The organism is Roseburia lenta, assembly GCF_014287435.1.
GTDB classification, from domain to species: domain Bacteria; phylum Bacillota; class Clostridia; order Lachnospirales; family Lachnospiraceae; genus Pararoseburia; species Pararoseburia lenta.
The window spans coordinates 60563-81906 of the sequence record NZ_JACOPG010000004.1 but is presented as its reverse complement, the minus strand read 5'-3'; the positions used below and the strand labels follow the sequence as shown (position 1 = coordinate 81906).

Genomic DNA, 21344 nt, shown 5'->3' with positions numbered 1-21344 from the left:
TTATTCATCTTCTCCCTGTGCTTTCTTTTCAAAATATGATGTCACACCCGGTGCATACTTTCCTTCTTCCAGATCCTTTTGAATATCATCATAGAATTTGTCCAAATCATATCGGGTAACTGCAATAATAGCTACGAATTCCAAGATAATCGGAATATAAATATAAATCGCCTTAAATCCCATGATAGCACTGGCAGGCTGCACGGCAAGTCCAGCCACATATCCAGTAGCTGACATAATAGCGCCCATGACAATCGTACCCAGACTATTTCCCACTTTGTTGCAGAACGAATTGGCTGCATTTCCCATACCAATCATACTAAAACCATTTTTCCACTCGCCATATGTCAACGTATCCTGAATGACAGATGCAAATGCACAACCGGCAATACCATAACCAATACCTGCCATGACGCCGCCAAGCAGAATTGTCATCTTGCTGATATTAACTGCCATAACCAGTCCTCCACCAACGCGGATAACGAGCCCCAGTAAAACTGCGTTTCTCTTGCCCATTTTACGAAGCAGAACAAAGCCAAGCAGCATGGAAAGCAACATGGCAACAGCATTAACAGAAGCAGACACCTGATAGAAGGCCACATCCTTTAACACATAGGTACAAATCAAAGATGCAACCGTAGATTCCAGACCCATCAAAAAGCTGATTACGAGTCCACACACCAGATTGATAATCCAGTACTTGTTGGTAAAAAGGGCTTTCATCGTCAGAAGGAATGGAACATTTAAGGATTTTTCATGCGCCTTCTTTTTCTCATCCTCTGTCATCTCTTCCTGTGTTTCCATTACCCCGGTATTTTCCTTCACACGTTCTCTGGTGCCGTAGATCAGGATCAGTTCGCTAATAACATAAATAATCATATAGATCAGAACAACCATGAGCCATCCGCGACGATCACCGTAGGCAGAATGCTGAACGTCCCCGCTAAACTTATGTAAAAGGGTAATAATCGTCGCATTACCAAGAACAGATAGGAGTACGGCTCCCATCATCTGCAATCCTGCATTCATACCTCTCGTCTTCTGATCTGTTGTGATCAGACCGTTAAGCGTCATATAAGCCACATACACCATCGTATAGCAGACAGTTGATGCCAGATTATATGTAATAAACATATATACTGCCTGAGCTGCTTTTCCCATGTTCATTGGCATCAGATACATTGAGAAAACAGATACAATAGTAAATGGTATCATTCGAAGCAGCCATATTCTGGCCTTACCCATTTTATGATGGGTATTATCCAGGATTCGTCCTGCCACAAGGTCAGACAGACCATCCAGCAATTTGGATATACCAATAACAGAAGATGCCAAAAGTGGGTCAACTTTCATAATCTCTGTATAAAAAATCAAAATAAAACCAGCCGTAAAAAAATTAATGGCACTGGCTCCAAAAGAGCCACCAAATCCATAGGCCAGTTTTTCTCCCATGTCAATTTTTGCATTTGACGACATGTCACGTTCTTTTCTTTTCATATTGTTCTCTCCATTCTGTCTGGCATCATTTACCTTCTCCTCATTGCTATGCGATACCAGACTCTTGTATTTTTCTATACTTATCTTACTTCTCCAAAACTTGTTCATCTCATGTCATCTTGTTGTCTTATCATATTATCTTGCTTTTTTCAATCTATCTGTTATGATAATAAAAAACATTTAAAGGAGGCATTCACATGGAAAATCTGTTCCCTGACATTCATTTTTTAACTACAGTATCCCAAGGACGCTTGTCCTCCAAACATATTGATACGACTTGTCTGACTGCAGAAGTAAATCAAGCTGCCGTGCACAACACCAATTTTTGTATTTCCGGAAGTGTAGATGCTTTCCAGCGCCCACCCATTTCCGATTTTGCCAGACAGAATCTCTTTTATATACAAGATTTTGATATCTTTCACTATCAGTTTGGCTCCTTTACAGAACGTTCCGGTTTTGACTCATTTTTATTGCTTTATACCTATGACGGTAGCGGTTCCCTTACATACGAAGGCAAAACCTATCCGTTAAAATCCGGTGACGGTTTCTTTATCAATTGCATGAACTACCATCTTTATAAGGTTGAGGGAAACCATTGGGATACTGGCATACTGCACATAAACGGTATTCTGTTACCAGCTTTCTATGAAATGTTTCAGGAACATTATGAGCCAATTTTTCATGAAGAGCTTAATGGTCAACTACATCAGGATATCCATAAGCTTCTCAAGACCTATCAAGACCCCCAATACTATCGCGACTGGCAAGCCTCATCCTGTATCGATCAATTGCTAAACCACCTGTTAATTCTCTCACACGCCAACAATGTTTTACATGATACACCTGACAATATTCGTTATCTCATCAAATATATCGAAAGTAATTTTGCACAGCCGCTAACACTGGACTCTCTTGCGGCATTTGCCAACACAAGCAAATTTTACCTTTCCAGAGAATTCAAAAAACATACCGGATATTCGCCAAATGAGTACATTATCTCCCTGCGCATAGAACGGGCCAAATCGCTTTTAAAGAACACCACTCTCCCTGTCTATGCCATAGCTCACGAGATTGGTATACATGATATAAACAACTTTACGAATCTGTTTAAAAAACGGGTGGGAATGACTCCCACCCAATATCGCAAATATTTATAAAAATCTTCCTAGTGTTCCTGATGTAATACTTTTTGAATATCCCAGAATGCCATTGCCACGATGCAAATGATACACATCAGAATTGGAAGACCATAAATCAATGCCGTTTCTGCAGTTGCAACCGATGCCGGCTGTACATCAAGGGCTCCATTATATTGACCTATGGCAAGTCCCCATCCAAGAAAAGCAGATGCCAGTCCCGTTCCGACTTTGACACCGACGCTATTGACAGCAGTAACCATTCCTTCAAATCTTTCCCCTGTCTGTACTTCCAACAAATCAACAATATCCGGTGCAAAGGTAAAGATTCCAGTAACATAAGGTGCCAGACCAAGGCCGGTAATCGCTGTAGCTAATAATACGAGCGGCAGATTTCGTGCACCAAGTAATCCAACAACACAACCTATAATATAAATAACGGAACCAAACATCAATGTTCTACGTTTCGTAAGTTTTACAAACATTTTCGGAGCAATAGCAATTCCTATGATAGTAGACACAACACTGACAATCGCAACAATACTGTAGAAATCTGCGTTACCAAGTACATCTCTTGTAAAATAAACGTGTGCTGCCAAAACCAGTCCATTTAAAATATAAGTACATACGAAAACAATAATAGAAATATAAAAATACTTTGTGTGAAGCAACGCCTTGAGACCTACCTTAATATCACCATGTGGCATTTCTGTTGTGTTATCTTCGCCAACATTTCTCTTTTCTTTTACGGTAAAGAACGTAATTGCCTGCAAAATCAAACAGAGAATAGAGAAAATTAATGCCGTTTTTGTCCATGCCGCCTGCACCTTAGACCCACCATTTCCATTTAAGATGGCCGGTGTCATAATTGATAAGAGCAATCCTGCAAGAAAGGCAAATATGCCTCTCACAGAACTAACTTTAGATCTGTCATCCGGATCCAAACTAAAACGGGATAACATAGCATGATAACTCAGATTATTGATTGTATAAAAAACAACTGTCAAAAGGAAATATGTCACGATAACCCATACTGTTTTTGCACCTAAAGACGCCTGTGAAGGCACATTATAGACCAATAACTGGGTTACAACCAAAGGGATAATACTTGCACCAAACCATGGTCTTGCTTTCCCCATTTTCGTATGAGTCTTTTCTATCATAATCCCAAATAGGATGTCGCTAACGCCATCAAATAAACGTAAGATTAACATCATTGTTCCTACCATACCCGCAGCTAATAAAACACTGTCTGTATAGTATAAAGTCAGCCAGGAAGAGCAAAAAGTCCATACAAAATTTGATCCCAGATCACCCAATGCGTACGCCAGTTTTTCCCCTCCACTTGTCACACCATAAGGTTTTTCTTGTTTATTTTTCGCCATAGTGAAACCTCCTTTTACCATCATAGTTTCTTAAATTCTTTTACTATATAATCCCACGCCTGCTTTTTCTCTTCTGCTGTCTTACCTTGTTTGCTAAAAAGCGTTGAAACTGCCGAACTTTCTGTCTCCCATAATTCCTTTAATGTATAGTCCGGTGCATACTGGATTGGAACTGCTGCCACAAGATTAATATCATCTCCGATTGCTTGGTTCATGATTTCTACAGCCTTTGGATTAGATACCAGTTTTCCGATTCCGGTAATCACATTCCAGCCAAAAGGATCATGGCAAATCACTTGGATTTCCTTCGATAAAACAATATCTCTGGACGAATTTCCAACTAGAATTCTATAGGTTCCAGATTCTGTCACAAACTCTTCCAAAGCAGTGTGATAATGTGCAAGATCCTCCTTTGACACTGTCAGCGTAACTTCAGTTTTTTCTCCTGGCTGCAGATATACTTTTTGGAATCCTTTTAATTCTTTTTCCGGTTTGTCAAAGGATGATTTTGGAGAGGCCACATATAATTGCACGACTTCTGCTCCCGCCATATTACCGGTATTTTCTACAGAAACCTTTACCATAATATCTTCTTTTTCCACGTCCGTATCTTCTACCTGCAAATCAGAAAATGCAAAACTTGTATATGAAAGTCCGTAACCAAATGGGAAGAGCGGTTCAATCTTTCTGGCATCATACCATCGATATCCTACATAGATGCCTTCTCCATACCAGACTTCCTTGTTCTCCCCACCATAGTTCTTGTATGACGGTGTATCACAATATGCTTTTGGCCAGGTATCCGTCAGTTTTCCAGATGGATTGTACAATCCAAAAATGGCATCTGTCACAACCTTTCCTCCTGCCTGTCCTGCAAAATATGGGCACAGAATTGCATTACAGTCCTGCACATATTCCGTAAGTGTAATCGGTCCTGACGAGTTGCAGACCAGAACCAGTTTTCTATTATGCTCTTTTGCTGCTTTGATAGCATTTTGCAGAGCCTCCTGATCCTCTACATCCATATCCATTGTTAATCGGTCTGCCCCTTCCTGTCCGTCTGCTCCTACAACAGCAACATATAAAGTTGTATCTTCTGATGGTGTTTGATATGACACATTTTCGCTTCCTAATATTTCCACTGCCCGGTCATACGGATTGCTAATGAAACTGGAAGGTACCTTGCCGCTTCCTTCTGAATTAGCTGCAAATTGTTTTGCCCGCTTTCCATAAAAACAAATCTTTGTCTGCTCTGATTGAACCGGAAGTGTCCCGTCATTCTTAAGCAGAATCATTGCTTCTCTGGCTGCATTTTCCACAATTTTCTTTGCTTCTTCTAAATCAAATGACACCTCTTTCTTCTCAAGCATGCCACTCTTTAAAATCACATACATGATGCGACGACAAGAATCATTTAAGACTTCTTCTGACAAACTTCCATCAGCAATCGCATCCAAAATGCACTGAATACCACGAGGTCCTGGCATAGTAAGATCTGTTCCCGCAGCGAGTGCAGGAACCTGTTCATAAGAAGCGCCCCAATCAGAAATTACACACCCTTTAAATTTCCACTCATCTTTTAAAACATCTGTAAGAAGCCACTTATTCATTGCGCAGGATTCATCATTGATCTTATTATATGCACTCATAACAGTAAGCGCTCCGGCGTCAATACATGCTTTAAATCCTGGCAGATAAATCTCACGAAGTGCCCGCATAGGAATCTTTTCATTAATCTTCAATCGATCCTTTTCCTGTGAGTTTGCTGCAAAATGTTTTGGATCAGCAATAACACCCTCATCCTGTAAACCACAGACAACTGCCTCGGCTATACGGCTGACCAAATATGGATCTTCCGAATAACTTTCTGTAAGGCGACCACATAACGGATCCCTATGAATATTAATATTTGGAGACAAAATCAAATCCACGCCATATTTAACAAATTCTTTTGCTACTGTTTTTGCACATATATTTGCCACGTGCGGATTCCAGGTGCTTGCCTGGGAAATTCCTGTAGGATAACTGATAACGTCATGCGTCTTTTGTCTCTCTATACCAGCTGCTGCCTCTTCTTTTGCCTTTTTTTGCATTTCGTTTACCGTGACCAATAGTCCGCCCATCGTGCCAAACGACTCTCTATCAAATTTCTCTCCTTTTTCCTTCTTTGCAGCCTCCAGCGCACGATATGTCTTTTCTACTGTATACTGAAAAATATTTAAGCCATTACAACAGTCACTCGTCCATATACTAGGAATTCCATACTTTTCCATTGCCATGGAACTCATCGGCGATCCTCCTATCACCAGACTTGCTTTCTCGACCAATGACATCTCATTCAGTATCATTTCCACAGATGCCATATCTTTTAACTTAGTTCCCATAGTTTTCCTCCAATACACTTTCATTGTCCAATGAATTATTTATTCTAATCTCATTATGTCTTGAAAAACACCTTTTCAATATCATATAATTGATATAAATATAATTTTTTTCACATTATACAAAGATTTTTAGTGAATACACGGAGTAATACAATGGAAAGAGAGAAAATCACCCTTAGCAAAACCTATTTAAATCAATATCAGGCTTCTTTTGAGAAAAGATACGAAGCTTTGGTTTTTGAACGACAAGAACTTAGTTATCTTCATAATAGTGTAGAATGGGGAAACTGGATCTACGATTGTCTAAAACAAAATGATATTGATAGTATGATTGATGCCTTAAGCACTGTCACAGTTGATTATCATCCAGGCAGATTGGCTGTCAACGATCTTCGTTCCAAGAAAAACCTATTTATAGGCCTCATAACAGCTGTTTCCAATTGGGCAGCCCGAGATCGTCTGGTTGATAATGAACTTGTACTTACTGCTGCAGATGTATGTATTCTCATGTGTGAAGAAACCAATTCCTATCCTGAATTATTACAATGCGCCTATGCCGGTCTTGCTAAAATCAGTGATTTAATGAAGCAATACCGGGAAAGACAATATCATCCGTTAGTCAAAGCCACCAAAGAATATATTTATCAGCACCTACATGGCGACATAAAATTAACAGATATTGCCTCCTATCTCGGGGTTACCTCCGGGCATCTGTCTCGTACCTTTCACCATGCAGAGGGAATTACTTTAAAACAATACATTACCGAAGAACGCATTCATCGTGCCAGAAACCTACTTCGTTACTCAGACTATCGTATCACCGAAATCGCATCCTATCTTGCTTTTTCCTCCCCTAGTCATTTTACCGAAATATTCAAAGCTTCCACCGGCAAAACACCTACAGAATATCGTAGAGATTTTTCCACTTCTCCTATAGAAAAAATTTCTCCAAAAAAATAAGGGAGAATCCTATCAAACGGATCTCCCTTATCTTCTTCTATTCAAGTGTCACTTTTACCTGATATCTCTTTTTTTCACCCGGCTTTATAAACTTTAACATACCTGTATTACGCATAACATCTCTTCCATCAGGATAACAATTTCCGCATTCTAAACCCAGCACGTAATCCCGTACCCCCATCATTTTCCATTCCACAAAACCATCCAGTTCATTTGCATCAAAAGATATACTAAGTCTTGTTTTCAGTTTCGGTTGATAAATGGTTGCCATTCCACGCGCATCTGCAAACCGGTGATAGTAACAGCGTTCCTGATAGCCTGCTGTTGGCTTTTCCATCTGCATCCAATGTTCGATATCATCTTTTGCATGTTCATTTCTTGGTCTTACTTCTACCGAAGGAATTACCAGTTCACTGTCTTCATCCAATAGCGGGTATCCCATATTCATATGATATAATATTTCAAATGGTATTTCCTGATCCCCTGTATTTTCAATTTCATCAGAAATTGTAAATGTATTCTCTGTCTTAGACAAACAAATTTCCCTTCTTAATGCTAGTTTTCTGCCAAAGATTGTTTCGTCGTATGTCACCAGATGCAAACAAATTTCTTCTTCATTCTCTGTCACATAAGACTGCGCGCAGGGTTGATTTGCAATACTTCCATGCAAAGGAATTTCTTCTCCTTCATCACAACAGGGAGTACCTACACCCTGCAATCCACATGTTGTCAAAAATCCTGCTGTAAAAGATTGAAGCCAGTGATCTCCTATAGCATCATAGTAGGCTGGGGCTACATAGCCACAAGGACTCATATAATTCATCTGTATGCCCCGAAAACGTAATCTCGTAATATCTCCACCACGATCAGGAGACACCGTCAATTCTATTCCTTTTCCATTGTATGCTTCATAAAGGCGCATACCATCACCTTTTGCTCCAACAAGCCGATGCTCTTCTACACCACAGACCTGACTTCTATGACCTATATATGGATTCATTATTCTCTCCTCCTCTTCTTCACACCATGCATTTATACCAACGGTCGGATAGCATCATACAATTTTTCATATCTTGCAAAATGTGCCATGTATTTTTCATGCTGTTCCTTTCGTGGTTCATAAGTCTTTGTTTTTTCTACCATATGCTGTGCTGCATCCTCCAAGTCACGAAATATTCCTATGGCAATCCCCGTCATCATGGCGCAGCCCACGGTTCCAGCATCTACCGTGTTAAGTGCCACAAAAGGAACATTTAATACATCTGCCTTCATCTGCATCCAGACAGCTGAATGCGCGCCTCCGCCTGTTGCATGAAACCTTTTATAACAAATACCTGTTGTTTTCAAATATTGATAGGTTTGGAACATCTCATAACAAACGCCTTCCAGACATCCCATATAAATCTCTTCCACAGTCGTATCGGTAGTCAACCCTATCACAGCCCCCTTGGAACCGGTATCCATATAGGGTGTGGCCGCCCCTGCAAAATGGGGCAACACTAAAAGACCACTTGGTTCATCCTCTGCAAATCCCATTTTTTTCATTTTGGCGGCATATTTTTCTTCCAATAACAGATTTACTGTTTTATTCTGTTCTTTTGCCTCTATGATTTCCTGCTTTGCCAAGGTTTTTGTACACCATTGTGTCAAGGCTCCCCCTGTATATGAAAATGCATAAGTCACATACTTACCAGGAACGACATACGGAACTGTCGCAAAATATCCCTTGTACAATTCTTTTATATCTGGTCTGGTATCAAAAATAGGTGTCATACATTCCACCGTTCCTGCACCGTCCACCGCAACATCTGAGGTAAACGCTCCGGCACCGATTGCTGCTGCCACCTGATCCTGCGACACTGACACAATTATCGTATTTTCGCACAAACCTGTTCGTTCTGCCATCTGCTTTTTTATTTTTCCTGCTGGTGTTCCTGTCGGCACAACCTTGGAAAATAGTTTTTTATCTACATCTGCTGCACGTATAATCTCATCACTCCAACTAAGATGAGTCACATCTAATACCATAGAACGAGTTGCAAGCGAATAGTCAATCTGCGCCACGCCGCTTAACACAAAGACAATAAAATCTTCCACCTGAAACATATGCTTGGCAGCATGATAAATCTCTGGCTTATGCTTTTTCATCCACATCAGTTTACAGATACCATACATCTCATGAGGACGTAATCCTGTAATTTCAGCAATGTGCATATCTCCTAACTTTTCTATCAGTTCCTGACACTCTTCTTTCCCTCTTGGGTCTGTATAGAGCATAGCGACATCCAAAGGATTTCCTTTTTCATCTGTCAGTACAAACGTTTCTCCAAAAGATGTCACCCCCAGACCCATAATATCCGGATATCTGAATGCCATCTCAGAAACGACATGTAAAACTGCATCCCGAAGTACCCACATATCAATTTCATGACCTGACATACTTCGCTTTACCGGGTAATCCTGATAAGCATGATCCAGATACTTGCCCCTTTCATCAAAAACCGTACATTTACATCCGGTTGTGCCAATATCAAGTCCAGCAATTTTCATCTTCTTCACCTCGCCAAGTACTTTTATGCATCAATATCTACCCACTCATAGCCTAAATACGTCGTAAATGCTTCTTTTAAAATTTCTTTCATATGTCCAACACCAACGCAAGTATGATGTTTGAAACCTCCCCTTGCAAGTCGTATCATCTTGTCCTGCATATTTTCCATTTTACACACACCTGCACAGCCAAAATACGCATCTTCAATTGGATCATCCGTAAACTCTGCTTCACTGGCATAAATCACAATCTTACCATCCACTGTCAGACAATTTGAAATTGTTGTCTTCATTGGGCGGATTCTTCCTTCATTCGTTCCCCAGCCAGAACCCGGATCCTCCTTTGCGAACATTTTATGCTCTGTGACCTTACCCTTTTCTGTCATAAGCCCCTGCGCTGTCGATCCGCAATGGAATAAAATCACTTTATTTTCATCATCCCCATAATTATTATTCCAATCTAGAACTGCAGTTGGTTCTTCACTTGCCAATGCCATAGCACGCATAGAAATGGCGGACGTCAGATCAATCTCGCAAGAAGTCACAATACCTCTGTCGTTCAATTCCGATAACAGAACACAAGGGCACACACGAAGGATTGTTTCCATTTCGTTCCAACAACGAATGGCCAGCGCATCCAGATGATAGCATTCAATATACGAGTCAATGACAACAGAAATCTTTGCCAAAATGTTCCTGTTTTTCTCCGGAACACCACTAAAATCTGCGTACTGCATCAAATGTGCTTTTTTCGTCAAAACAGCATCGTCCTGATCAGACAGTGCATTTACTTTAAAGATTAATTCTGACAGATCGAACGATTCCACCGTAATACCATTCTTCTGTAACCCCACTTCATCAAACCTCGTCGTCTTAAAAGCAGTTGTTCGAGCACCTATGCAACCAATAGTAAAACGTTTCATGCCATTGACAACGCGACAAATAGCTGCAAAATCCCGCAGATTTTCTTGAAACTTTGGTGACAATGGATGCACAACATGAGGCTTTAGCACTGTAAATGGCACCTGATACTGCGTAAAAACATCTGTCACAGAAAACTTACCACAAAAAGCATCACGTCGATGTGCAAAATCCATTTTCCCTATTTCATCCGGATATGCCTGCATCAAAATTGGAACGCCTGCATCCTGCAGAGCTGTAATCGCACCATTCTCGTCTGCAAAAATTGGCATAGAAAAGATGACACCATCATACTCTCCCTCATGTTTTTTTAGCCACTTTGCATACATAGCACCCTCCTCTCTGGTTTCAATTCCACCATATCTCGTCAGCTCTGCATCCATCGCTATATAATCATATCCTGCTTCTGTCACTGCCTGGATCATATCCTCTCTTGCACCGTAAATCAGTTCTCCCGGCATAAATCCCCTATTACAAAAAGCAAGTGCAAATGTCATTTTCTTATTCATTTTTCTTTCCGTCCTTTCCTAATCTCTATTTTCTATCCAACGGCTATTTTACTAATGCAAACGTCTGCATAGCACTCTGTACATTTTCTTTCATTGCTTCTCTTGCCACCATGTACATAGATGAAAAAAAGATGGGTTCCTTTTTCTCCTGCTTAGCAAGATAATCTGCAACAGCGTTTCCACCTGCCTTGTCCATATAAGTAAAATAATTAATCTTTCTTACACCGGCTTCTACTGCCTTATGATAATCTTCTGTGCTAACTCCCGAACCACCGTGCATAACGATGGGAATATTACCACACTTTCTTCTAACATTTCTGACCACATCAAAATCCAATCTTGGCTCACATAGATAAATACCATGGGTCGTACCAAAAGAACATGCCAGCGCATCGATTCCTGTCGCCGTCACAAAGGAAGAAGCCTGTTCCGAGTCTGTATAAATTTTAGTTTCATCTTCTTCACCACTATGGTCTCCACTTCCCGACTCCCTCCTTCCCATAGAGCCAAGTTCTGCTTCTACGCCAGCCCCATATTTTCTTGCCATTGCAACTGCCTTTTTTGTATTCGCAAGATTTTCTTCATATGAGAGGACAGACCCATCATACATAATACCGGTAAAACCAATTTCAAGTGCCTTTGCCAGATATTCCAGTGTTTCTCCATGATCTAAATGTACACAAACCGGTATGCTTGCCCTTTTTGCCATATGTACCATAATTGGTCCTATCGTATCCAATGGTACCCATGGTTCATGGCACTGTGCAAACTGGATAATAATTGGAAGTTGCAATTCTTCTGCTGCAGCCAGTTCTGCTTCAATCGCTTCTAGCCCGGAAGCATTAAATGATCCAATCGCAATCTTTTTCTTCTCTGCAATTTCCAAGATTTCCTTTAACGTTACTAACATTTCCATCACTCCTTTATCCATATTTATATACTGCATCATAGACTTTGACATTAAAAAGAAATAGTGTATTATGTACTTAAAAACTGTAAATTTGTTTTGGAGAAATGCTATAAATGGATATGTTGACTTTAAATCTTAACAAGGATGCTTTGTTAGATCTTATGAAAAATTTTTATTTACTTACGAATATCAAAATCGCCCTTTTCGACTTGGATGGATATGAGATTCTGTCTTATCCAAAGGAACATTGCGCCTTTTGCGCCAAGATACGCTCTTATAAAAAAGGCAATGCTAATTGTATGCAAAGCAATCGAAATTCTTTTGCGCGATGTCAGCAGACACAGACCTTAGAAATCTTTCATTGTCATGCTGGATTATTAGAAACTACGGCACCACTCATTGACAATGGACAAATCATTGGCTATATCATGATTGGGCAATTCACGGAAAACCCGGATCATGACAAACTCATTTCTTCCCTCCGTCTCTACCTACACTCCTATACCTCTCATACTTTTTGCGATTCGGATCCTATTTTTAACATGGTATACAAAAGTTCGGAACAAATCCAAGCCACGGTCAGAATCCTTGAAGCATGTACTCTCTATGTATTGTTTCGGGACATGGTATCCCTGCAACGTCAAAATTTTGTACAAAATCTGGATTGTTTTCTGTTGGCACATTTGGCGGAGGATCTGTCAATCGAAAGACTGACAAAAGAATTTCATATTAGCAAAAATAAGCTCTATGAATCATGTAATAAATATATGCAAAATGGTATTGCAGAACACATTCGGGGATTACGTTTGGCAGAGGCCAAACGACTTTTAAAAGAAACAACCCTGTCCGTTCACGAAATATCAGACAGGGTTGGTTTTAATGATTATAATTATTTTTGTCGTATTTTCAAGAAATACTTTGGTACTTCCGCTGGGAAATATCGGAAAGAACAATCCAATTACCATTCAAATTTCTTAGCAAAGTAAGCATCCAGATCTTCGATCTTAACACGCTCCTGTTCCATGGTATCACGGTCACGAACGGTAACAGCACCGTCTTCTTCAGAATCGAAATCATAAGTAACACAGAATGGTGTTCCGATTTCATCCTGACGACGATAACGCTTACCAATGTTACCTCTGTCGTCAAATTCACAGTTATACTTCTTGGCCAGCTGTGCGTATACGCTTTCTGCACCTTCATTTAATTTCTTAGAAAGTGGAAGCACACCAATCTTAACTGGTGCAAGTGCTGGATGGAAGTGAAGTACGGTACGCATATCCGGCTTCTCTTCTGTTCCAATGTTTTCTTCATCATATGCTGCACAAAGGAATGCTAAAAGCACACGGTCTGCACCAAGAGAAGGCTCGATAACATATGGCACATAACGCTCACCCTTTGTATCATCAAAGTATGTCAGATCCTGACCTGATGTGTTCTGATGCTGTGTCAGATCATAATCGGTACGATCTGCGATTCCCCAGAGTTCGCCCCATCCAAATGGGAATAAGAATTCGATATCTGTCGTTCCCTTAGAATAGAATGCAAGTTCTGCCGGATCATGATCACGCAGACGTAATTCTTCTTCTTTCATACCAAGAGAAAGTAACCAGTCGCGGCAGAAGCCTCTCCAATACTGGAACCATTCCAGGTCTGTTCCTGGCTCACAGAAGAATTCAAGTTCCATCTGCTCAAACTCTCTGGTACGGAAAATAAAGTTACCCGGTGTAATTTCATTACGGAATGATTTACCTACCTGACCGATACCAAATGGTAATTTCTTTCTTGATGTACGCTGTACATTCTTAAAGTTTACAAAAATACCCTGTGCTGTCTCTGGACGAAGATATACTGTATTTTTGGCATCTTCGGTTACACCCATGAAAGACTTAAACATCAGGTTAAACTGACGAATATCTGTAAAGTCATGCTTACCACAAGTAGGACATGGAACGCTATGTTCCTTGATGAATCCCATCATTTCCTCTGCGCTCCAGCCGTCTACAGAAGTCTCAAGTGTAATATCATTTTCCTGTGTAGGGTTACAATTGATGTGACACCTACCCCTATACAAAAACGGTTGAGTCCTATAGAATTTTAATCGCCAAACCAAAACTCTATATAAAGGATTATCAACCGTCATGAATACAATAACATACTCACAACGATATTTTCCACATGAACTTAATACAAAATTTTATGCAGTCAAACTTTATCGTACCGGTGTAGGTGTATCGTTTGTCTGCCGTCGATATCATATTTCCAAATCATCTTTGATGCGATGGAATAAGAAATTCGATGGTACAAAAGAATCCTTAATCGACAAGTCGCATCGTCCTCTCTCCAAGCATCCCAATGCTCATACAGACGAAGAACTAAAATGGATTCAGGACTATCACAGACGCAACCCTAAAATTTCCGTCTGTGAGCTTTATGGTAAGCTCCGTTCTAATAAAGGGTATTCCAGACATCCAGGCTCATTGTACCGCGTTTATCGTCGTCTTGGTTATTCTAGTTCTGCACCTTCTACTAAGAACAAGCGCAAACCTCAGCCTTATGACACTCCATCTACGCTTGGAATCAAGTGGCAAATGGATGTAAAGTACGTCCCTGCCGCCTGCTACTCAGGATCTATTCCGCAAAAGTTCTATCAATACACCGTTATTGATGAAGCTTCTCGAGAACGATTTATTTATCCTTACATGGAACAAAGCAGCTATTCCACTGTTGACTTTTTAAAGCGTGCGATCGATTACTTTGGCTATCAGCCACAGATTTTGCAAACAGATAACGGAGGCGAATTCACCCACTTGAAGAAAACAGACCGAATCCATCCTCTTGATGTTATCTGTGGAAAAATCGGAATAAAGCATAAGCAAATTCGCCCTAGAACACCCCGACATAACGGTAAAGTTGAACGTAGCCATCGTAATGATCAAGAACGATTCTACAATCATATGTCGTTTTTCAGTTATGATGATCTAATGATTCAAATGAGACGATGCCTAAATCGCTCTAATAAAATACCAATGCAGGTTCTAGGCTGGAAATCACCTTTAGAAAAACGTCTCGAACTCGAGACACAATAATTCTTATTCCGTTTGTTCAATAAAATCTTGCAGATAAAAAGTAATCAAACAGAACAAGAATGAGGTATAGTATCTTATGCTTACCGATTAGATTCTATAGTACCATGCCAATCTTTTTATTTTTCAAAAGTTGGTGTCACATCATTAACTAATGTACAAAATCCGTTTTATTCTGACAAATTTATCCAAGTATTTTTATCGGTATCTTTTCTTTCTTATCACTTTTCCATAAAAACTTTAAACAGACTGGTTCAATTGTCCTATGATCTGCTCAAACATATCCTTTTTCCCCGCATCGTAGGCAAGCATTTCATTTGGCGACTGATTCAGTATAAAGGATGCCATAGGGCCATCCAGCATACCCGGAAGTGCCGCATCCAGAATAGCTTTCGCTGCCGGATCTTCGACCATATCCCGGAATTTTGTATTCATGTTGTATCTTCCCGCGATAAGCACCGTATTTGTCTCATATACATAATGATATTGACCGGAGCCAAGCACCAATGCATCTTCCTTTTCCGGCAGATAAAGTGTAGCGGTCGTATTTACCGGCACCTTTACATCAACCTGAATCTGTCCATCCTTGCAGATTGTATGGACACAGATACTGCCATACATGGTCTCCAGTGAGGCCTGCACTTCTTCCAATCCTTTGGTCAGATAAGGTCTAATGTCAAAAGACGCATAGCCTGCTGAGGTCGGCGTAATCCCGGCAACTTTCCGATAAAGCCAATCTCCTATAGAACCATAAGTATAATGATTCAAAGAATTCATGCCCGATGTATCAAAAGTTCCATCTGGCAAAACAGAATTCCAGCGCTCCCAGATCGTCGTTGCCCCCATCTTCACTGCATAGAGCCAGCCCGGGTAATCCTCATTTAAAAGAAGTTCCGCCGCCAGATCATGAAGTCCATTTTCAGAAAGGGCATGGCACAGATATGCCGTCCCGACAAAGCCTGTCGTCAACTTGTTTTTGTGCTGTTTGAGATTTTGTTCCAGTGTCTGTACGATGCGCTCCTTTTTTGCTCCCTCGACCAAATCAAAATAAAGGAGCAGGGCACAGGCGGTCTGTGTCTCTGAAACCAAGCGTCCGGTTGCTGTTACATACTCTCTTAAGATGGCATCCGCGATAGCCTGATAGCGCCCATCGTATATCTTTGCATCCTCCTCTTTTCCAAGTATATGTGCCGTATCGCACACGATCTTGGTCGAATATGCATAAAAGACATTTGCTACCAGATTCTTATCTGTGCCGCCCGACATCAGATGCAGGCTTTCATCACTGTCCAGTGCCAGCCAGTCACCTCTTTGGAAACCATGCATCCATAGGACTTCTCCCTGACACTGGCCAAAGATCCAGTCCACCCAGAGGCGCATATTATCATATTGATCGGCAAGCACACCGGTATCCCCATAGGTCATATAAAGATTCCATGGAATCACGGTAGCACAGTCACTCCAAATAGAAGTTCCCATACTGCCCTTTACCACATTGGGTACGATCTGCGGAATGCCTGTTTTTGCATCCGATTCCACTGCCACATCACGCAGCCATTTTTTGAAAAAAAGTCCCGCATTAAAATTCTGCATGGCGGTCTTGCTGAAGATCATGGCATCCCCGGTCCAGCCCAGTCTTTCATCCCTTTGCGGACAATCGGTCGGAATATCAAAGAAGTTGCTTCTCTGCCCCCATTCGATATTTTGGATCAGGCGGTTGACCAGACGGTTTGATGTTGTCATCGTCCCCGCTTTGTGCATATCACTATGCATGGCGCAGGCCGTAAAATACTTGGGATCCACACTGCTATCTACACCCTCAACGCAAATATAACGGAAACCGTGATAGGTAAAATGCGGCATGACTTTTTTCCCGACATCTCCCTCACCATATCGGTAAAGGTCCTTTGATCTTGCTGTCCGATAATTTTCATTGTAAAAATTGCCATCTTTGTCCAGGGCTTCGCCGTGTGTGATACGGATTTCTTTCTTCTCACCGGTAAGCAGAGAAAGCGGCGGTAATTCTACTTCCACCAGTCCTGCCATATTCTGACCGAAATCAAACACCAACTCACCCTTTGGCGTAAGAATCTTCTGAACCACCGGGAAACGTTTGGTAATACGGATAGGCTCTGCCTCTTGCGAAAGCAAACGTTTCGGAATCGCATCTTTTTCCAAAAGCACTGCCTGACTGTCACCGGCATAATTTTCGGATAACGGCAAGGTCAGATCCAGTGTCTCACCCATATAGATTTCCGACGACCGGATCGCATTTTCTGATACCAGCCATGAGGCATCGGTTCCCATGACGTCCACCGAACCGTCTTCGTATGTAATACGGATCATGGCGATACAGGCTGTCTTTTTTCCATAGAGATGATGCTCCCCTTCGCCGTTTAAGTAGCCTGCATACCAACCATTGCCGACAACCAAAGACACTAGGGATTTCTCCTGTAACTCATCCGTCACATCGTAAGTCTGATATTGGACGCGGTTGCCATAAGACGTCCAGCCGGGAGCCAGATATGCATCCCCCATTTTTTTGCCGTCAATTTCCAGATCATAGACACCAAGTGCAGATGCATAGATTCTTGCCTGACGCAGTTTTTTTCCTTTCTGCAGACAGACCTCTTTGGAGAAAGTCTTAACGGCCGGCAATTCCTCTTTCGTAGTGATCCACACACCTTCCCAATTGTCCTCTGACATCAGTCCGGTCTCAAAAAAAGTGGTCGTTTCCGCAGCGTTTCCATGGTTGTCCCAGACACAGATATTGACATCATAATGGCTAAAGGCCTCCAAGGCACTGCCTTCATAAGTCACAAACAGGGACTGTCCGTTTTCCACCCTGCCGCTTGACCAGACACTCTTTCCCTCTTTTGCTACGCTTATTTCATAAGACTTTTGATAGGTGTTTTCCTCTTGACTTTCCAGTTTCCAGGAAAAACGTGGGCAGACATCTATGCCAATCGGTTCCTTCTGATATTCCACTGTCACATCATACAATCTCATATTTTTCTTCCTCTCTCTTTTTGAAAAAGAGACTTCGAAATCAAATCTCGAAGTCTCTATAATGAAGGGTTTTGTAAATTGCTAAATTATGCTTCTTTCTTCGCTTCCTGTTCTGCTTTCATGGCTACAATGTTCTTCTGTACTTCAACCATTCTTTCTTTGTCAAGATCATAGTACTTCATAGAAATAACATTAAAGATCCAGCCAATGACAGGCAGTCCAAATGCTAAGAACATAGTCATCCAGAATACTGCAGGTGTTGCCTTATCTCCCATCTGTGGCATCACGGTCTTATATCCGATCAGAGATACCATAAGAGCAGCAATGGTTGATGCCAGTGAAGAAATAATCTTATCGAGGAAGGAATACACACCGCCTACGGTACCCGGCATAAAATTGCCGGAACGCTCAAACTCATAATCACAAACATCAGCTCTCATAACACCACTTGCTGTAGAAAGGATCATCTTAAAACCGGTCAATCCAACATTAAGAACCAGATAAATGATCATTGGAACACCGAACTTACCAATGCTTGACATACCGGTTGGTCCTAAGATGGTACAGAATACAACCATCACAACAGACAAGCCGATACATGCCCATGACCAGACAGATGTTGCTTTCTTGGCTCCGAATTTTGCAACATACATACCGCCAATTGTCGCAAAGGCAATACCAATGATCGCCGTGATATTACCAAGCATAGTTGCTGTCTGATAGTTCGCGATCAGCACACCACTTAAGAGTGTCATAACGATAGACTGTCCGGCTGTGGTCTGTGCCAGTTTATCAGAAGCACCAGTAATGATCCACATCTGCATATTTCTGTTATCCTTGAGCAGATTCCACATATCCTTAAATCCGATCTTCTTTTCCTTACCATCATCACCAAAAGTCACACTGTTTAACACTTCCGGTTTGTCACATGGTGTCAGACCGATACATGCAAGAATCATAAATACAAAGGCACCCGCAACATACCACACACATGCTTCACGCAGACAGGCTGCATTATACTGATTGTCATATTTTGGTAAAACTGCAAATGAAATAATGGTGTTAAATACCATTGGTACACAGTATGAATAAATGGTTCCGATCAGGTTCATGAAAGGACGCTGGGTTGGATCGTTGGTGATCAGGTTGCCGACAGCTCCGGATGACATATTCATCATGGTATAACCAATGATATATACCACATAGATGCCGATGAACCATGCCACACCGGCTACACCTGTGTACTTGCCACTCATCCAGTCATACATCATGAAACATGCCAGTGCCATAACCGCCCATGCTGCGAATAGGAAGATTCGGATCTTTCCATGCTTTCCAGCCTTGATGCGGTCAAAAACAAATGCCACTAAAGGATCTGTGATACCATCAAAAATACGTGTTCCTGTAATAATAATTCCGGCAACCGCAACTGCGATTCCATAACCGGCATTGGCTATGTAGGATGCGTACATCATCAAAAGATAAAAACACATACCTCCACCATTGGTTGCGACACCAAGTGCCATAGATAATTTACTGGCGGTGCGGTATTCTACACCATCTCTCACGCTTGCCGCGCTTAACTTTTTATTCCCCATTGTTCTCCTCCTTTGAGTTGTCTTTTTTCTGTATCTTTTCACAATTTGATACACCCTCTGGCATTATCATATGACCTTTTTGCACATGCTTTAATACTAAAATTTGCTTTTTTATTCTATTTTTAGTAAAGTATGGTTACGATAGAAAAAAGGAGATGAAAATGCAATGGATATTTACGCATTATTCTCGGTCATTCCCCAACTGCATCTGATTACTTTCGACGCAGACCGGCGAATGATACGATCAAACGATAACATAGGTCGTATTTTTAGTGCTTTTTTAAGTACTGAGGAATATATGGAAATGATTTTTTCCCACGGAAAGAACCATGACACCCCCTTTGTTCTGGCGGCCTACATCGGCTTTGTCTGGGAAGCTGTCTATGAAAAAAGAGAGGGAAACTTGGTGCGTGTACATGTGCTCGGTCCCATCTTCTACAGTCCCTATTCCAACGAGGCTATGGAGCGTTGTCTGCGCCAATATGAGTCGCTTGGTATGTCCTTTTCCGACAAGCACAAACTTATTGCCCAGATGCAAGAACTCCCCGTCATGAAATACAGCCAATTTGCCCACTATGGCATGATGCTGCATTATCTGGTCAATGGGCAGCGCATCTCTATGAATGATTTTGACCATATGCAGGATACCTCCTTTCTTGCTACAGCCTCCTTTCCCGTGGCAAGTGATGTTTCCGAAGATCGGGATGTGGTCTACGAAAACATCTATCATTTTGAAAACCTGCTGTTAAACGAGGTTGCACAGGGACAAAGCAGCCTTTATGCTGCAGAATTAAACGACATGGTGCAAAAGGGTCGGCTTGCAACCGTGCCAACCGAATATGCCAATGTAGCGGAACCATCACGCAGCCGTAAGGACTCATTACTCATCCTGAACGCTTTAGAATGCCATAAAGCCATAGAAGCCGGTGTACTGATCTCCACCGCCTACCGCGCACAGGAGTCCTTCATCGAGGAAATTGAAAATACGCACTCTCCACTCGGCATGAACCAGTTACACCAAGACATTCACCAGACCTACTGCGCACTGGTACAAGAAGCGATGGACGAGAAAAAGCAATACAGCCCTGTGATAAGAAAATGCATGACATATCTGAAGAACAACATCACAAGTGGCGTCACGACCGCACAGTTGGCAGACCAGACCGGCTACGAGCCCTACTATCTGAACCGCCTTTTCAAAACAGAAGTCGGCATTTCCCCAAAACAGTATTACCGCGATCTCAAGATGCACTATGCCGCCAGGATGCTGCTGGAATCCGAAATATCCATCGCCGATGCCGCCGAATATCTTCATTATTCTTCTTACACGCATTTCTGCAGTGATTTTAAGGCTGTGATGAACTGCACGCCGACCGACTATCGAAGATCCCATAGATAG

At 41.5% G+C, this 21344-nt stretch carries 14 protein-coding genes and 1 pseudogene; 5 read left to right on the top strand and 10 right to left on the bottom strand.

Annotated elements, in window-relative coordinates:
* Positions 1-1605 carry an MFS transporter gene (locus tag H8R94_RS10230; protein ID WP_186854595.1) on the bottom strand — a complete coding sequence of 535 codons (1605 nt, stop codon included), beginning with the start codon at positions 1603-1605 and terminating at the stop codon, positions 1-3.
* Between the two features lie 89 nt (positions 1606-1694).
* Between H8R94_RS10230 and H8R94_RS10225 the strand changes: the two genes are divergently transcribed.
* Entirely contained in the window at positions 1695-2654 is a 960-nt protein-coding gene (locus H8R94_RS10225) for a helix-turn-helix domain-containing protein (protein WP_186854594.1), read from the top strand.
* 8 nt (positions 2655-2662) lie between these two features.
* Here H8R94_RS10225 and H8R94_RS10220 read toward each other — a convergent pair whose 3' ends face one another.
* Complete coding sequence (locus tag H8R94_RS10220; protein ID WP_158573089.1) at positions 2663-4018, bottom strand: MFS transporter; 1356 nt, start codon at positions 4016-4018, stop codon at positions 2663-2665.
* A gap of 20 nt (positions 4019-4038) precedes the next feature.
* Complete coding sequence (locus H8R94_RS10215) at positions 4039-6402, bottom strand: beta-glucosidase (protein WP_186854593.1); 2364 nt, start codon at positions 6400-6402, stop codon at positions 4039-4041.
* A 153-nt stretch (positions 6403-6555) separates the two neighbouring features.
* Between H8R94_RS10215 and H8R94_RS10210 the strand changes: the two genes are divergently transcribed.
* On the top strand, positions 6556-7362 hold the full coding sequence (locus H8R94_RS10210) for a helix-turn-helix transcriptional regulator (protein WP_186854592.1): 807 nt from the start codon (positions 6556-6558) through the stop codon (positions 7360-7362).
* A 37-nt stretch (positions 7363-7399) separates the two neighbouring features.
* Here H8R94_RS10210 and H8R94_RS10205 read toward each other — a convergent pair whose 3' ends face one another.
* From H8R94_RS10205 to H8R94_RS10190, 4 genes are read right to left on the bottom strand one after another with little or no spacing between them, the layout of a single operon-like run.
* Positions 7400-8362, bottom strand: coding sequence for an aldose 1-epimerase family protein (locus H8R94_RS10205; RefSeq protein ID WP_118282654.1), 963 nt, complete (start codon positions 8360-8362; stop codon positions 7400-7402).
* Positions 8363-8394: 32 nt separating this feature from the next.
* On the bottom strand, positions 8395-9912 hold the full coding sequence (locus tag H8R94_RS10200; RefSeq protein WP_118282656.1) for an FGGY-family carbohydrate kinase: 1518 nt from the start codon (positions 9910-9912) through the stop codon (positions 8395-8397).
* Between the two features lie 23 nt (positions 9913-9935).
* A complete protein-coding gene (locus tag H8R94_RS10195) occupies positions 9936-11342 on the bottom strand; it encodes an L-fucose/L-arabinose isomerase family protein (RefSeq protein WP_118282659.1) in 1407 nt (468 codons plus the stop codon).
* 43 nt (positions 11343-11385) lie between these two features.
* Positions 11386-12252 carry a class II fructose-bisphosphate aldolase gene (locus H8R94_RS10190; protein ID WP_186854591.1) on the bottom strand — a complete coding sequence of 289 codons (867 nt, stop codon included), beginning with the start codon at positions 12250-12252 and terminating at the stop codon, positions 11386-11388.
* 113 nt (positions 12253-12365) lie between these two features.
* Between H8R94_RS10190 and H8R94_RS10185 the strand changes: the two genes are divergently transcribed.
* Positions 12366-13238 carry a PocR ligand-binding domain-containing protein gene (locus tag H8R94_RS10185; protein WP_118282664.1) on the top strand — a complete coding sequence of 291 codons (873 nt, stop codon included), beginning with the start codon at positions 12366-12368 and terminating at the stop codon, positions 13236-13238.
* Here the strand turns inward: H8R94_RS10185 and H8R94_RS10180 are convergent.
* Positions 13211-14287: pseudogene (locus H8R94_RS10180) on the bottom strand (glycine--tRNA ligase); the annotation flags it as partial. The gene H8R94_RS10185 and the pseudogene H8R94_RS10180 overlap by 28 nt on opposite strands.
* A gap of 106 nt (positions 14288-14393) precedes the next feature.
* On the opposite strand from H8R94_RS10180, the gene H8R94_RS10175 reads away from it, so the two are divergent.
* Entirely contained in the window at positions 14394-15341 is a 948-nt protein-coding gene (locus H8R94_RS10175) for a DDE-type integrase/transposase/recombinase (RefSeq protein ID WP_186854590.1), read from the top strand.
* A 237-nt stretch (positions 15342-15578) separates the two neighbouring features.
* Here H8R94_RS10175 and H8R94_RS10170 read toward each other — a convergent pair whose 3' ends face one another.
* Positions 15579-18347, bottom strand: a complete 2769-nt coding sequence (locus H8R94_RS10170; RefSeq protein ID WP_186854589.1) for an alpha-L-rhamnosidase — start codon at positions 18345-18347, stop codon at positions 15579-15581.
* Between the two features lie 86 nt (positions 18348-18433).
* Positions 18434-19945, bottom strand: a complete 1512-nt coding sequence (locus H8R94_RS10165) for an MFS transporter (RefSeq protein WP_186854588.1) — start codon at positions 19943-19945, stop codon at positions 18434-18436.
* 166 nt (positions 19946-20111) lie between these two features.
* Here H8R94_RS10165 and H8R94_RS10160 point away from each other — a divergent pair, with 166 nt between their 5' ends.
* On the top strand, positions 20112-21344 hold the full coding sequence (locus H8R94_RS10160) for a helix-turn-helix transcriptional regulator (protein WP_186854587.1): 1233 nt from the start codon (positions 20112-20114) through the stop codon (positions 21342-21344).

Bases quoted from the DNA above. Each gene is read 5' to 3' on its own strand.
- H8R94_RS10185 (WP_118282664.1), top strand. From the start codon at position 12,366: ATGGATATGTTGACTTTAAATCTTAACAAGGATGCTTTGTTAGATCTT.
- H8R94_RS10175 (WP_186854590.1), top strand. From the start codon at position 14,394: ATGAATACAATAACATACTCACAACGATATTTTCCACATGAACTTAAT.
- H8R94_RS10210 (WP_186854592.1), top strand. From the start codon at position 6,556: ATGGAAAGAGAGAAAATCACCCTTAGCAAAACCTATTTAAATCAATAT.
- H8R94_RS10220 (WP_158573089.1), bottom strand. From the start codon at position 4,018: ATGGCGAAAAATAAACAAGAAAAACCTTATGGTGTGACAAGTGGAGGG.
- H8R94_RS10205 (WP_118282654.1), bottom strand. From the start codon at position 8,362: ATGAATCCATATATAGGTCATAGAAGTCAGGTCTGTGGTGTAGAAGAG.
- H8R94_RS10195 (WP_118282659.1), bottom strand. From the start codon at position 11,342: ATGAATAAGAAAATGACATTTGCACTTGCTTTTTGTAATAGGGGATTT.
- H8R94_RS10190 (WP_186854591.1), bottom strand. From the start codon at position 12,252: ATGTTAGTAACGTTAAAGGAAATCTTGGAAATTGCAGAGAAGAAAAAG.
- H8R94_RS10225 (WP_186854594.1), top strand. From the start codon at position 1,695: ATGGAAAATCTGTTCCCTGACATTCATTTTTTAACTACAGTATCCCAA.
- H8R94_RS10160 (WP_186854587.1), top strand. From the start codon at position 20,112: ATGGATATTTACGCATTATTCTCGGTCATTCCCCAACTGCATCTGATT.
- H8R94_RS10170 (WP_186854589.1), bottom strand. From the start codon at position 18,347: ATGAGATTGTATGATGTGACAGTGGAATATCAGAAGGAACCGATTGGC.
- H8R94_RS10230 (WP_186854595.1), bottom strand. From the start codon at position 1,605: ATGAACAAGTTTTGGAGAAGTAAGATAAGTATAGAAAAATACAAGAGT.
- H8R94_RS10200 (WP_118282656.1), bottom strand. From the start codon at position 9,912: ATGAAAATTGCTGGACTTGATATTGGCACAACCGGATGTAAATGTACG.
- H8R94_RS10165 (WP_186854588.1), bottom strand. From the start codon at position 19,945: ATGGGGAATAAAAAGTTAAGCGCGGCAAGCGTGAGAGATGGTGTAGAA.
- H8R94_RS10215 (WP_186854593.1), bottom strand. From the start codon at position 6,402: ATGGGAACTAAGTTAAAAGATATGGCATCTGTGGAAATGATACTGAAT.